Annotated in this window: 10 protein-coding genes; 4 read left to right on the top strand and 6 right to left on the bottom strand. The window is 69.5% G+C overall.

Going from position 1 to position 12,752, the window contains the following annotated elements; all coding sequences use genetic code 11:
* Positions 1 to 4 precede the first annotated feature (4 nt).
* From ACQP1V_RS03220 to ACQP1V_RS03230, 3 genes are all read left to right on the top strand, one after another.
* A complete protein-coding gene (locus ACQP1V_RS03220; protein WP_433418635.1) occupies positions 5 to 1,168 on the top strand; it encodes a sensor histidine kinase in 1,164 nt (387 codons plus the stop codon).
* Entirely contained in the window at positions 1,161 to 1,802 is a 642-nt protein-coding gene (locus ACQP1V_RS03225; RefSeq protein ID WP_433418637.1) for a response regulator, read from the top strand. Before ACQP1V_RS03220 ends, ACQP1V_RS03225 begins: the two co-directional genes overlap by 8 nt.
* 289 nt (positions 1,803 to 2,091) lie before the next feature.
* Positions 2,092 to 3,795 (top strand): tetratricopeptide repeat protein, encoded by a 1,704-nt coding sequence (locus tag ACQP1V_RS03230; RefSeq protein ID WP_433418639.1) that lies wholly within the window; start codon positions 2,092 to 2,094, stop codon positions 3,793 to 3,795.
* Between the two features lie 38 nt (positions 3,796 to 3,833).
* Here the strand turns inward: ACQP1V_RS03230 and ACQP1V_RS03235 are convergent, their stop codons facing one another.
* The 3 genes from ACQP1V_RS03235 to ACQP1V_RS03245 form a co-directional block, all read right to left on the bottom strand.
* Positions 3,834 to 4,895 (bottom strand): WxL protein peptidoglycan domain-containing protein, encoded by a 1,062-nt coding sequence (locus ACQP1V_RS03235; RefSeq protein ID WP_433418641.1) that lies wholly within the window; start codon positions 4,893 to 4,895, stop codon positions 3,834 to 3,836.
* A gap of 163 nt (positions 4,896 to 5,058) precedes the next feature.
* Entirely contained in the window at positions 5,059 to 6,588 is a 1,530-nt protein-coding gene (locus tag ACQP1V_RS03240) for a fibronectin type III domain-containing protein (protein ID WP_433418643.1), read from the bottom strand.
* A 116-nt stretch (positions 6,589 to 6,704) separates the two neighbouring features.
* Positions 6,705 to 7,916 (bottom strand): HupE/UreJ family protein, encoded by a 1,212-nt coding sequence (locus tag ACQP1V_RS03245; RefSeq protein WP_433418645.1) that lies wholly within the window; start codon positions 7,914 to 7,916, stop codon positions 6,705 to 6,707.
* 174 nt (positions 7,917 to 8,090) lie between these two features.
* On the opposite strand from ACQP1V_RS03245, the gene ACQP1V_RS03250 reads away from it, so the two are divergent.
* Positions 8,091 to 8,762, top strand: coding sequence for a hypothetical protein (locus tag ACQP1V_RS03250; protein WP_433418647.1), 672 nt, complete (start codon positions 8,091 to 8,093; stop codon positions 8,760 to 8,762).
* A gap of 35 nt (positions 8,763 to 8,797) precedes the next feature.
* Here the strand turns inward: ACQP1V_RS03250 and ACQP1V_RS03255 are convergent, their stop codons facing one another.
* The 3 genes from ACQP1V_RS03255 to ACQP1V_RS03265 all read right to left on the bottom strand — a co-directional run bounded on the left by ACQP1V_RS03255 (position 8,798) and on the right by ACQP1V_RS03265 (position 12,687).
* A complete protein-coding gene (locus ACQP1V_RS03255; protein WP_433418649.1) occupies positions 8,798 to 10,378 on the bottom strand; it encodes a serine/threonine protein kinase in 1,581 nt (526 codons plus the stop codon).
* A 234-nt stretch (positions 10,379 to 10,612) separates the two neighbouring features.
* Positions 10,613 to 11,257: a TetR/AcrR family transcriptional regulator gene (locus ACQP1V_RS03260; protein ID WP_433418651.1), complete on the bottom strand. Its 645-nt coding sequence runs from the start codon at positions 11,255 to 11,257 to the stop codon at positions 10,613 to 10,615.
* A gap of 107 nt (positions 11,258 to 11,364) precedes the next feature.
* Positions 11,365 to 12,687: a serine hydrolase domain-containing protein gene (locus tag ACQP1V_RS03265; protein WP_433418653.1), complete on the bottom strand. Its 1,323-nt coding sequence runs from the start codon at positions 12,685 to 12,687 to the stop codon at positions 11,365 to 11,367.
* Positions 12,688 to 12,752 lie beyond the last annotated feature (65 nt).

Below are 12,752 nucleotides of genomic sequence, written 5' to 3' on the forward strand. Positions count from 1 at the left end.
AAGTATGACCGGGCGGCTCGACCGATGGGAGCAGCTGCTGGAGCGCCAGATGGCGGCCGCGCCGTACGTCTTGCTGGCGACCCCCACGGTGCTCTCCCTGCTCACCGACGGCAGGTCGTGGGTCACGCTCGGCCTGGCCGCGCTCGCCGCCGCCTGGATCTGGCTGGTGCCGCGAGGCGCGGTCTACGTGGCCGGGCTGGTGGTGCTGATCGGAGCGCTCTGCGCGCAGGGGATGTGGTTCGCGAGCTTCTTCGGGTTCGCCGGATACATCCACTCCTGGCAGTACCTGAAGGGGAAGTGGAGGTTCGCCGGGGTGACCGCCACGGCGGCGATCAGCGTCGCGACCTACAACGGCGGTCTGCCTGATCCCACGCCGTCCGGAATCCTCGTCTACCTGTTCTTCACCGGCGCCATCGTGGCTCTGGTCGGCCTGTTCAGCTTCGTCGGCGAGATCACGGCCGAGCGGAGCGCCGAGCGCAAGCAGATGGTGACGCAGCTCGAGGCGACCATGAGCGAAAACGCGGGACTGCACGCCCAGCTGCTGGTCCAGGCCCGCGAGGCGGGCGTTCTCGACGAACGGCAGCGCATGGCGGCGGAGATCCACGACACCCTCGCCCAGGGGCTGACCGGCATCATCACCCAGCTCCAGGCGGCGCAGCGGACCGAGGACTGGCGGCGTCATGTGGACAACGCGGTACGGCTGGCGCGGGAAAGCCTGGCCGAGGCCCGGCGTTCCGTACACGCGGTGGGACCCGGCCAGCTGGAGGCGGCGCCACTGCACGAGGCACTGAGGGACGTCGTCACCCAGTGGGGTGAGCTCAACGGGGTACGTGCGGATTTCACCGCCACTGGTACGGTCCGTCCCATGCATCCGGAGGTCGAGGAGACGCTGCTCCGCACCGCGCAGGAGGCCCTGGCCAACGCGGCCAAGCACGCCGGTGCGTCCCGTGTCGGGCTGACCTTGTCGTACATGGAGGACGTGGTCACCCTGGACGTGCGCGACGACGGCGCCGGGTTCGACCCCGAGCGCGTCCGCGACGGCGGCGGCTTCGGCCTGACCTCGATGCGCAAGCGGGTGAGCCGCCTGGCGGGCACGCTGGAGATCGAGTCGGAACCCGGTGCCGGCACCGCGATCTCCGCGAGCGTTCCGGCGGTGGCACGTGGCTGAGACCCCGATCCGGCTGCTGATCGTCGACGACCATCCCATCGTCCGGGACGGCATCCGCGGCATGTTCGTCGGCGACCCGGACTTCGAGGTGCTCGGCGAGGCCGGAGACGGCGCCCAGGCCGTCGAACTCGCGCGGGCGCTGAACCCCGACGTGATCCTCATGGATCTCCGCATGCCCAGGATGGACGGTGTCTCGGCCATCAAAGAACTCGTCAGGCTGGGCATCGCGGCCCGCGTCCTCATCCTCACCACTTATGACACCGACAGGGACGTCCTGCCCGCCATCGAGGCCGGGGCCACCGGCTACCTCCTCAAGGACACCGGCCGGGACGAGCTCATCCGTGCCGTCCGTACGGCGGCGCGGGGTGAAGCCGTGCTGTCCCCGTCGGTCGCCACCCGCCTGCTCGGCCAGGTCCGCGCGCCCGCCGACCCGCTGAGCGCCCGGGAGCTGGAGGTCCTCCGCCTCATCGCCGAGGGCGCCACCAACCGCGAAGCCGCCGCGCGCCTGTTCATCAGTGAGGCCACGGTGAAGAGCCACGTGCTGCACATCTACACCAAGCTCGGTGTCAACGACCGGGCGGCCGCTGTCGCCGTCGCCTTCCGGCGCGGCCTGCTCACCCTCGACAACGGCTGACCAGGACAATCGCAGGCGACAAAGGCCGCGGAGCGTCTTGCGTTCTGCCCGCGCCGAGTACGGCCTAATTTGATCCCTAGATGTCTACATATTTCCGTTGTGTCGAATTATGCTCGGGCCAGTCCTGAAGTGGATCACACGGAGGTGCTTATGAGGAAGATGACCGTCCGTCGTAAGGGCGCGCTGCGCCTGCTGTCCGGTGCCCGCCGCCTCTGGATCGAGTGGTGCTGGTAGTTGCCGGCACGGCGGGCGCTCCCGGGCGCCCGCCCCTGCGGCGATCGGCCCAGCCGTGATCGATGTGCCCGACGGCTACGACTGCCATCGCGACCACGGGCCGTACGCCGGGGTCGCGGCCTTTCTCGGCCGGATCGCCGCCGACCGTCCCCGTCTGGCGTCCGGTCACAAGGTCGAGCTGTACGCCATCGTCCCCTGGCTTGACCCCGTGGCACGACCGGCGGCCGAGGAGGAGCCGATCCGGTTCCATCCCGCCCGGCGTACCGCCTGTCTGGCGTACGGCGCCGCCGAGTTCGCAGCGGCCTGGGCGGGCACGCTCCGGCATCCGGTCACGGTGCGGTTCGACCACGTGGCCGACGCCGACGAGACTACCCGGGAACTGCTGGACGCGCTGACCCGCCGGATCGGATCGTCCCCGTTGCGCCTGGACCTGCGCGACGGCGGCGCCCGCGAGCCGGTGGCGGCCGACCCGACGCCGGAGGCGACACGCGCGGCCCTGGGCGACAGTCTGGCCCGCGGCTTCTACCACCACGCGGCCCGCGTCGCCTCGCGCGGGCGCGCCGCGGTGACGCCGGAGGGCGACCTGCGGCACTGGTGGGCGTTCACCACCGGCCTGGCCACCGCCTTGGCGGCGTTGGACCGCGCCGCCGAAGCTCTCGACGTCTACCACGAGGCGCGCGCCGCCACCGACGACCCGAAGATCACCATGTCGGCCGCGTACGCCACCGCCATGCTGTACGCCAGGCACCTGCCGGCGGCCGAGCAGGACCCGGCGCAGGCGCGGCACTGGCTGGAGCAGGCGCTTCATCTCGCCGCCGGACTGGACGACTCCCGGCAGCGGGTGCTGTCCACCGTCTTCTACGAGCAGGGCATCGCGCTGCTGGACAGCAGAGCGGGTGAGCCCGCCCGCGCGCTGCGGCTGATCGACGACGGGCTGGCCCGGCTGACGAAGGTGCTCGCCCCCGGCGAGCGTCCGCAGGACCTGGCTCGGTTACGCCACAACCGGGCGCAGGTGCATCTGGCCCTGGGCGATCCGGAACAGGCCCTGGCCGAGCTCGACACGGTGATCGCACACGACCCCGGCAACTGTGAGTACTACGTGGACCGGGCCGCCCTGCACCGGGCGGCGGGCCGGCCCCAGGCCGCGATCAAGGACTATGGCACCGCGATCCGCCTCGGACCGCACCTGCCCGAGGCGTACTACAACCGGGCCGTGCTCCAGCAGGAGCGGGGCCGGCCGGAGTCGGCGCGTGACGACCTGGAACGCGTACTCGCCATCGACCCCGGGCACCTCGACGCCCGGATCGCCCTGGTCAACCTGCACGTGGAGCGCGGCGCGTTCGACGCGGCCGAGGAAGGCGCGCGAGCCGGGCTGGCGCTGGCTCCGCAGGAGCCCGCGCTGCTGTGCACCCTCGGGTTGATCCGCTCGGAGCGCGGCGGCCTCGCCGAAGCCGACGAGCTGCTCACCCGGGCCCTGGCCGGGGATCCGGAGTTGGTCGAGGCATGGACGAACCGGGCCGCCGTCCGGTTCGAACACGGCGACGTGGCCGCCGCCGTGGCCGACCTGGACCGTGCGGTGGCGCTGTCGGCCGCGCCGGTGCCCCGTTACAACCGGGGCACGGCCCTGATGCGGTTGGAGCGATGGGACGAGGCCGCCCGTGATTTCGACGACGCGCTCGCCCAGCCCGGCCTGGACCGGGCGCTGCGCCGTGACCTGCGCGCGGCACTGGCCCGCTGTCGTCGTGCCATGGCCGGCTGACTCCCCGCCGGTACGCCGTGCCGGGGCCGGGGAGCGCGTCAACGGTCTGAGGTCTCCCGCTCGCGAAGCGGCTGCTCGACGGCCTCCTGGGCGCGGAGCTTGGTCCGACGGCGGCGGCGGGGGGCCAGAGCCGCGACGACGAGCCCGCAAAGGACGATGAGGACAAGTAGCACCGCCCAGGGGATGGTCCAGGCGTGCGCGGTGCTCTCCACGTTGGCGAGCGGGGCGACCGAGCCCGCCGCGTCGGTGAGCAGCGGCATGAGGGTGACCGTCCCTGTCAGTCTCAGCGCGGGAACCACTCCGTGTATCGGCACGGAGACCTTCCAGGTGTCGCCCGGGAGCAACTCGGGCGAATCGTCGATGTGCCCCGCGTCCCCGCTCAGGCGCCCGAAGAGGCCGGACAAGGACACCGTCTGCCGAGCGGTGAGGATGGCGTTGCCCGTGTTGTGGATCGTGTACGTGACGGTGGCGTCACCCTTTCCCAGGGGGTTGGGCGTACCCGAGTAGCGCACGCGCAGGTCCTCCACCGAGAGGCTCGGCTTGAGCTCTCCCCCCACGCGCAGGCGGATCCGGATGCCGAGACGCCGGTTCCCGTCGCTCCCGCCCGCATCGCCGTCCCGCGTCAGCGAGGTGACGATGCCGCCCATGTATTCGCCGGGCGCGGCGCTGTCCGGAAGGGCGACGGTGAACGGCACCTCGACAGACTTGCCGGGCGGGACCGTCACGTCGGACCGGTCCGTGTGGACCCACGCACCCACCCCGGTCGGCTTCGCGTCCTTGGCGGCCAGGTCGAGCCGGCCCTGCTCGGTGGTGAACCCGTCAGCGGCGTACACGGCCAGGTGGAGCGGCGTCGTGCCGTGGTTGACGACCACGAGGCCGTCGTCCAACCGCCCGCCGGGGTCGAGGGTGTAGCGGTAGTTCTGCCGGCCGGACCCGAAGTCGTTGGAGGCCGTCCCGACCGCCCAGGAGACCTCGCCGTCCGCCGCCGCGGCAGGTGCCGTTCCCGCACCGAGGACGCCGAGCACGGCGAGCAGCACCACGACGGTGGCCTGGGCGAGTGATCCGGCTGCTGTGGTCGTACGCGGTCTGGGCAGGTGCATCTGATGGTCCTCAGGCAGTTCTGGGAGCGGCGGGACGGACGGCATGCGATGGGTGGAGGACCGGTGGTGGGGTGGGCGCCCGAGGGTGCCCACCCCATGAGGTCGAGCGGGCCGGGTCAGCTCAGCGCGGTGAGCGTGCGGACCCGGCGCCACTCTCGGTCGGCTACTGAAGCCAGCCGGAGTCGGCCGCGGCCGACTTGTTTCCGTCGGCCTTGCCCTCGTTCGTGTGGATCACGACCTTGTCGACGCTGGAGCCGACTCCCGGAGCGGCGTCGGCGCCGTTGTTCGGGCCGCACCACTTCACCTGGCCGAGCTCCACCGCGGCGTTGGGGGCGGCGCAGGTGCTGCTGCGGATGTTCTCGACGACGAGCTTGTTGCCGCGCACCTGGACCCGCACGTAGGTGCGGACGTGCTCCTGGTTCTCGACCGAGTTGGCCCAGTGGCTCTTGGGGTTCAACGGGTCGGGACCGTAGTTCGGGTCCTTGTTCGGGTCCGGAGCGGTGATGTCGTAGTACTTCGAACCCGACGCGGAGTTCGCCGTCACGTAGATGACGCCGCCCGGGCCCTTGGTCACCTCGGCGGCGCCGGGCTGCTCGTCCTTGTTCGCCTTCTGGCCGTTCTTGATCACGTAGCTGCGGGAGTAGCTGTGGTCGTGACCCTGCAGGACCAGGTCGACGCCGAGGTTCGAGAACGCGGTCGGGAAGTCCTTACGGCGCTGCTTGTTGTCGGAGTCGTTCGCGTGGCTGGCCGGCGAGTAGATCGCGTGGTGGTAGATGAGCACCGTGTGCTTGGCGTCGGCGCCCTGCTCCTCGATGACCTTGGAGATGTAGCCGATGTGCGCGGCGTCGGCGTCGTTCGCGTAGGCGTTGCTGTTGATGTCGATGAACAGCACGTTCTTGTACTTGAACCAGTAGTTGCCGCCCGACCGGGTCGCCGCGCTGCCGTTGTAGTACGGCGCGGAACGGTCGGTGTTCGGCGTCCAGAAGTGCTGCTCGTACGCCTTGCCGCCGACGTCGTGGTTACCGATGGTGGCGGCCCACGGGTACTGGCGCAGCTTGGCGGGGGCGAGGAACGCGTCCCACTGCGACTCGGTGTTGGCGGTCTCGACCTGGTCGCCGCCCGAGACCAGCAGCTCGGCCTTCGGGTTGGCGGCGAGGGCGACGTCCAGGGTGTCGAGCCACCCGGCGCCGTCCTTCGCCGTATTGCCGGACGAGCCGATCTGCGGGTCGCCGAAGAACAGGAAGTCGAGGTTGTTGCCGTTGAAGTCCTGGGTCGTGAAGGAGTGCGTCGGGGACCACTGGCCCTCGGCGCCGACACGGTAGGAGTACGAGGTGTTCTGCTTCAGGCTGTCGATCGTGGCGTGGGCGTTGTAGCCGCCGTTGACGCTGTTGGCGGCGACCGTGGCCGGGAAGCTGACGGCGCTGGAGGGGAACTCGCCCTTGACGAGCTTGGACGTCGGCACGACCTGGACCACCTGCGCGGTGCCGGTCGAGGAGTACCAGGACACGACGCGCTGCGTTTCGTTGGTGCCCACGCCGAGGATGATGCCGGTGAGCGTCGTGCTGTCGGCCTGGGCCGCGGACGCCAGGCCGCCGCCGAACACCGCGGTGACACCGATGGCCGCCGCGGTGGCGCCCACGGCCACCCGGCGCAGAACAGAGCCCGAGCCTTGCGGCCCCTTGTCGAGCTTCATGTGTTTCCATCCATTTGGGGGAGTTAGGGAGATTTGCACGCTTTCGAAAAGCCGTGTCGTGGAGGTGAACGTGGGGTGGGCAGGCTGTTGCGCTTGCCGGAAGTCGTGACGTGATCTCAGATTTCGAGAACGCGTTGCACGAACCACACCAGGCCCATCACGGACACACCCGTCGCGATGGCGCCCGTCGCCCACAGCCCCGCGGCCGGTCGGCGGTGGCGCAGCAGGGCGAGCAGCGGGAAGACGACGATGATGATCGCCAGCTGGACGACCTCGATGCCCACGTTGAAGACGAGCAGCGACCACAGGAGCGTCCACGACCAGGCCTGGTCGATCCCCAGGGCCGCGGCGAAGCCGAGACCGTGCACGAGGCCGAAGCAGAAGACGACCGCGAGCCGGGACCAGCCCGCGCGGTCCAGGGCGAGGTGACCGTGCCCGACCGTCTCGAGATCTGTGGCGTGCGACCGGCGTCGCCAGATCCGCCACAGATGCCAGCCCGCCACGACCGAGATCGAGAGGGCGATCACCGGCTCGACGACCGACGCGGGCACCTCCACGAGGCCGAGAGCGGCGAGGACGAAGGTCACCGAGTGGGCCAGCGTGAAGGTCGTCGCCGCCAGCACGATCTCGCGCAGGCGGCGTGATCCCGCGATGAGCGCCAGCAGGAACAGGATGTGGTCGATTCCGTCGAGCAGGTGCTCGGCTCCGAGCCGGAAGAACTGCCAGAACCGCTCGATCCAGGACTGCTGCGTGGAGAACGACCGATGCTGAGCGTCGAGGGCGGTGCTTCCGGACTGCAGGTCGAGGTCGTAGGTGACGATCGTCTTGCTGTCACGTACATAGCCCTCGGAACCCGGGAACAGTCCGCTGCGTACTTCGTGCGCTTCGGCGGACTCCGGGCACCGGTAGTCGAGGGCCAGCAGCGCGTACGGGACGCCCTCGCGTCGCCCGATCGTGAAGTCGCCGTCCCGGGCCGGGGCGCACGCGCTACCTCCGGCCGTGACGCCGAAGCGCTTGGTCACGTACGCGACGACCGAGTCGGCGTGGGTGTTGAGCGCGGCGGCCTGCTCCGCGGCGTCACCGGACTCGAACGCCGCGGTGCCCGCGCGGAAGAGCTGATCATTCTTCTCGTTGTCGGCGGCGGAGACGACGAGCAGGTCGTACTCCAGTTGGAGCTCAGTGCGGACGTGCCCGGCCTCGGTCGAGGTGAGGTCGGCGTACACGGTCGAGGTGAACCCGTGGGCGAGAGCGGGCGCGGCGCTGAGCAGGACGGCCACGGCTACGGCGGCGATGATGGCACCGGCACGACGCCGTGCGGCGGGGGACATATGACTCCTTTTCTGGTTTGGTGTACGAAATCTCCTCGACTCAGATGAACGAGTGGCCTCTCGCACGCGAACTCGCGACGAACCAAACCCGGCGGAGGCAGCCTCAGCTCCGAAGGCCGCAAACAATGAGGTAGGAAGTAGGCGCACTTCCCGCCATACCGGAGGACGACCCCTATGCGCCCTCGACTTCTGCCTGCCGGCACATTGGCCGCGGCAGTCGCGACCGCCCTACTGATCAGTGGATGCGGCTCCGGCGACGACTGGTCCCGGCCGCACGCGAAGCCCAGCGCCGTCGGCACCCCCGGCCCGGGGTTCTTCCCGGACGCGTCGCCCGCCCCGGAAGCGACGATCACGCCTCGACCCGGCTCGTGGGACGGGGTCCGCCCGTCGGAGGGCTACCGGGTGGTGCTGCTCACCACGGGGGACGACCCCCAGACCAGAACACTGGTGAACGCCGTGACGGAGTGGGCCGAGGAGGAGAACGTCAGCCTCAAGACCCTCACGGCCACGGAGCCGGACCAGTTCATCCCGTGCATCAGCAGCGCGATCAAGATGAAACCCGACCTCATCATCAGCGCCGGCAACGACCTCATCGACCCCCTGGCCATGGTCAGTCCCAACCATCTCGACCAGCAGTTCCTCGTGGTCGGCGCCGAGCTGGCCGAGCCCACGGGGAACGTCACCGCCGCCGACTGGACCGGTGCGTCGTTCCGCGGCGAGGGGCTCGGCATGTCGTCGACGTACGATCCCGCCACCTTCACCCCCGAGCGTGCCGGGCGCGCCATCCGGGCCGGCACCGCGGCCGTACTCAAGGGGTTGACCGGACTCGTGATCTGGATCGACTAGGCCCCGGAAGGGCGATGTGCCCCCTCGCCTGGTGGTCAGGACGACATGCAGGTGTCCCCTTCCGTACGGACGTTCGGGTAGCCGGGGTAGGCCCACTGGCATATGTTCGTCATGGTGACCTCTCTCCTTCCACTAGTGCCATAGCACGAGTAGTTGCCTGCGCCGCCCACGCCGCCGAAGTATCCCTGACTCTGGCAGTAGGCGTTCACGTCGCTTTGAGACACGGTCCCGAGCACCCTCGGACCTGAAGGCGTCGGCTCTCGTCCGTTTGACGATGGCTGCTCCTGTCCGCTTGACGGCGATCGCCTTCCCGCGTCTGGTTGTGGCCGGTCCGCTGATGGTTGTGGCTGTTCCTTTGCCGGTGAGGACGGCTTCTGGGTTGGCTTCTGGGTTGGGGTCTGGGATGCCGAGGGCTTCGTGCCTCCCGAGTTCCGCGCATCGTCTGAGCGTCGCGGGTTCTGCCGCTCCGTCTTGTCGGCCTTGGGAGATTTCCTCGGCCGGGCAGACGGCGACGTGGTCCGGCCCGCCGTGGCGTCGGCCGGGCTGGGCGATGCCGGGCTACCACCACCGGAGGGCGATGTGGAAGGCAGCGCCTTTGATGCGGTGAAGTCCTCTGCTCCTTGACCGAGGGTGACGACGGAGTAGGTGATGCCCAGGGCCGCGAGCAGGGGCAGGACCGCGGCACCGATCAGGACAAAGTGCCGGCGCTTGCCGTTCTCGGCCGGTGCTCTGTCTTTCCCATCTCGTCGGCCGGCGCCGTTGGCGGGCTCGCTGACCACAGAGTTTCCGGTGCGCCAGGCCGAACTGGGCAGGCCGCGTAAGCCATCCACGACCTCCGCCGCGGTCGGCCGCCGGGCCGGGTCCTTGGCCAGGCACGCGCGGACGATGGCGCCGAGCCGTCCGTCCAGTCCGTCCAGATTCGGCTGGTCGTGGAGGATCGACCGTATGATCGCGGGGATCGAGTCACCGCTGAAGGCCCTCTTTCCAGTGGCGGCGAAGACTATCGTCGCTCCCCAGGCGAACAGGTCGACCGCAGGTGCGATCTTGCCGCCCGCGAGTTGCTCGGGCGCCATGTAGCCAGGGCTGCCCACGACCTGGCTGGTGGTGACCGACCGGCTGATGTCCAGTGCCCGGGCGATCCCAAAGTCGATCACCACTGGGCCGTCCGGGCCGAGCAGGACGTTACCCGGCTTGAAATCCCGATGGACCACATCCGCCTGGTGGATCGCGGCCAGCGCCGTCGCTGTGTTGAGCGCCAGCCGTTCCAGCGCCGCCTCGCTACGGGGGCCCGTATTGAGCACCGACTCCTGCAGTGACGGCCCGTCCACGAATTCGCTGACGATGTAGGGCCGCTCGTTCACGAAACCGCTGTCGAGCACCTTCGCTGTGCAGAACAGGGCCACCCGCTTGGCGATTTCGACCTCGCTCAGAAAACGGGCCCTGGCCATCTTGTCGATGGCCAGGTGCGGGTGGAGCAGCTTTACCGCCACTCGCTGCCCCGGAACCGCGCTACCCACATAAACCGTGCCCTGACCGCCGACCCCGAGTCGGCCTTCAAGGCGGTACGGCCCCACCGCTTCCAAATCCGAGGGCAACAGAGCCATCCACTCGGGCACATGTCCTCCAGCGTCGAATGGGGGGATCGTGTCCACGGCCGCCCTCTGAACAGCGGCTATGCATGGTTCGGATCCAGAGAGGGCGCCGGTTGAACAGGACGCCGCGCGAGCAAATAGACAATATCGTCTTTTTATGATTCGTGGCAGGCGAAATGCATTGATTTCATCGCTTGGTTGGATCCGAAATCGCGGACTCGCCGGATTCGCCCGGTAAGGCGGTCTTTGTCCCTCGGGTCAGGCGCGGCCCGTGCCGACGCCGAAGGCGCCGCAGTCCCAGAGGGTGCGGACATGGGTGATCAGTTGAGGGGCCACGGCGCGCAGACCTTCACGGTCGTTCTCCGCGACCGGGACGGTGACCAGAGCGCTGGTGGCGGCGACGAGCATGCGGCAGGTCAGCAGGCCCTGATCGTCGATGACCCCCAGAGCATCGGCGTAGAAGGAGGTCATGAACTCATTGAGCTCGCGCCGGTGGGCGACGGCTTCAGGGCCTGCGGCGTAGACCTCGACCAGGTAGATGCGGGTGTAAGGCCACTCCGCTTCGAGCGCTTCGAGGTAGGCGGTGATGGCGCGCTCGTAGCCTTCCATCGGGTCGCCGCCCTTGTCGAAGGTCCCGATCGCACCCATGACCTGTGCGAAGAGCAGTTCACACGCATGGTCGAACGCGGCCATGAAGCAGTCGAGTTTGGAACCGAACAGCCGATAGAAGCTCAGGCGGGACACCCGGGCATGCTTGAGAACATCCTCAACGGATGTGGCGGCATACCCTTTCTGCGCCATGACCTCGGCCATCGCCCGGCAGAGGCGCTCGCGCTGCAGCCGATCCACCTCTTCCGGCGGCAACGCGTTCCGCCCTCGGGGCAACCGGTGCGAGCTCGACATCCGCTCACTTTAAAGCAGCCGGAAACCTCCCCCTGGGGTTGGCCGCATCTGGGGAACAGACCGAGTGCGCAGAAAGGGACGATGTCTCTGTGGAGCGCATCGGCGGTTCAGCGGATCCGTCTGGCCGCCCTACCGCTCAGGTGCAGGAACGCGACCTCGCCCGCGTCGTCTCGAAGGAAGCGGCCGACGGTACGCCGCGGGTCGGGGGCGAGTGTCACGTCGTCACCGCCCTCGACCAGCGCGAGCGGTATGTCGGGCATGCCCTCCACACCCGCGGCCACCAGTTCGGGGCGGAGCACGAACCGCGCGGTCAGCTGCTCGTCGACCTCGAAGGTCCACTGCCCCGCGTCGTAGCTGCCCGCGTACTCCGGCTCGGGTTCGCGCAGCGTCAGCCGTACGGCCCGCGGTGTGGCGCCGAGGAGGTGCTCCAGGCACCAGTCGGTCACCAGGTTGCCCAGCGCCTTGCCGGGGGCGGAGTTGGTGAGCGTGGTGACGGCGAAGCCGCGCTCGGGCGCCAGGACGAACGAGGACAACTGGAGGTTGCCGATGTTGCCGCCGTGCGTGACCAGCCGCACGCCGGCCTGCTCGTCCAGCAGCCACGGCAGCCCGATGCCGGTCCACGGCACGCCGACCGGGACGTGCTCCCGCTGCATCAGCTCCCTGGTGGCGGCCCCGACCGGCTCCTCACCGCTCGCGCCCAGGTGGAAGGCGGCGTAGCGGAGCTGGTCGCGCACCGACGACACCAGCCCGCCCTCGGGCATGCTTTCGCGGAACAGTCCCCACATGTGCGCGACCTGCGGGCCGTCCTCCCGTACGGTGTGCCCGACGGCGTGCGGTCGCGTCGCCACCTCCCAGGGGAAGAAGAAGCTGGAGCTCATGCCCAGAGGTTCGAGCACGATCCGGCGGACCGCGTGCTCGTATGGCTCGCCGCACACGACCTCGATGACCCTGCCGAGCAGCCGGAACGCGGCGTTGTTGTACGAGGCGAGCGCGCCGGGCGGGAAGAGCTGGGGGAGCTGGTCGTAGGCGTCGATCGCAGCGGCCAGCGCGCCGGTGTCCCAGCTCTCGCCGTCGTCGATGTCGCCGAGGAATCCGCCGGTGTGGGTGAGCAGGTGCCGGATGGTCAGCTCGTCCGCGGCCCGCTCGTCGGAGAGCCGGAAATCGGGCAGGTACTGCCGTACCCGCCCGTCCAGGTCGAGCCGGCCGCGCTCGACGAGATGCATGATCGCTGTAGCCGTGACCGTCTTGGTGGTCGACCCGATCTGGAACAGCGTGTCGCCCGTCACGGGGGCCGGCGCGTCGACGCTGGTGACGCCGGTGGTGAGGACGTGCTCCGCGCCGTCGAAGAGCACGCCGACGGCGGCGCCGGGGACCTGAAGGGATTTCGCCTCGCGGTCCAGCAGGCTCTGCAGGTGGGTGAGGTCAGCCATCCGTTCATCCTGCTGATGTTGAGAGCGCTGGACTTCGTCGGTCCGCACCATTTCCGCCGCGCTGT

The organism is Microtetraspora malaysiensis (genome assembly GCF_050947145.1).
Classification (GTDB): Bacteria; Actinomycetota; Actinomycetes; order Streptosporangiales; family Streptosporangiaceae; genus Microtetraspora_A; species Microtetraspora_A malaysiensis.

Excerpts from the sequence above, each read along its gene's own strand:
- ACQP1V_RS03220 (WP_433418635.1), top strand. The coding sequence starts at position 5 with ATGACCGGGCGGCTCGACCGATGGGAGCAGCTGCTGGAGCGCCAGATG.
- ACQP1V_RS03245 (WP_433418645.1), bottom strand. The coding sequence starts at position 7,916 with ATGTCCCCCGCCGCACGGCGTCGTGCCGGTGCCATCATCGCCGCCGTA.
- ACQP1V_RS03265 (WP_433418653.1), bottom strand. The coding sequence starts at position 12,687 with ATGGCTGACCTCACCCACCTGCAGAGCCTGCTGGACCGCGAGGCGAAA.
- ACQP1V_RS03250 (WP_433418647.1), top strand. The coding sequence starts at position 8,091 with ATGCGCCCTCGACTTCTGCCTGCCGGCACATTGGCCGCGGCAGTCGCG.
- ACQP1V_RS03240 (WP_433418643.1), bottom strand. The coding sequence starts at position 6,588 with ATGAAGCTCGACAAGGGGCCGCAAGGCTCGGGCTCTGTTCTGCGCCGG.
- ACQP1V_RS03235 (WP_433418641.1), bottom strand. The coding sequence starts at position 4,895 with ATGCACCTGCCCAGACCGCGTACGACCACAGCAGCCGGATCACTCGCC.
- ACQP1V_RS03260 (WP_433418651.1), bottom strand. The coding sequence starts at position 11,257 with ATGTCGAGCTCGCACCGGTTGCCCCGAGGGCGGAACGCGTTGCCGCCG.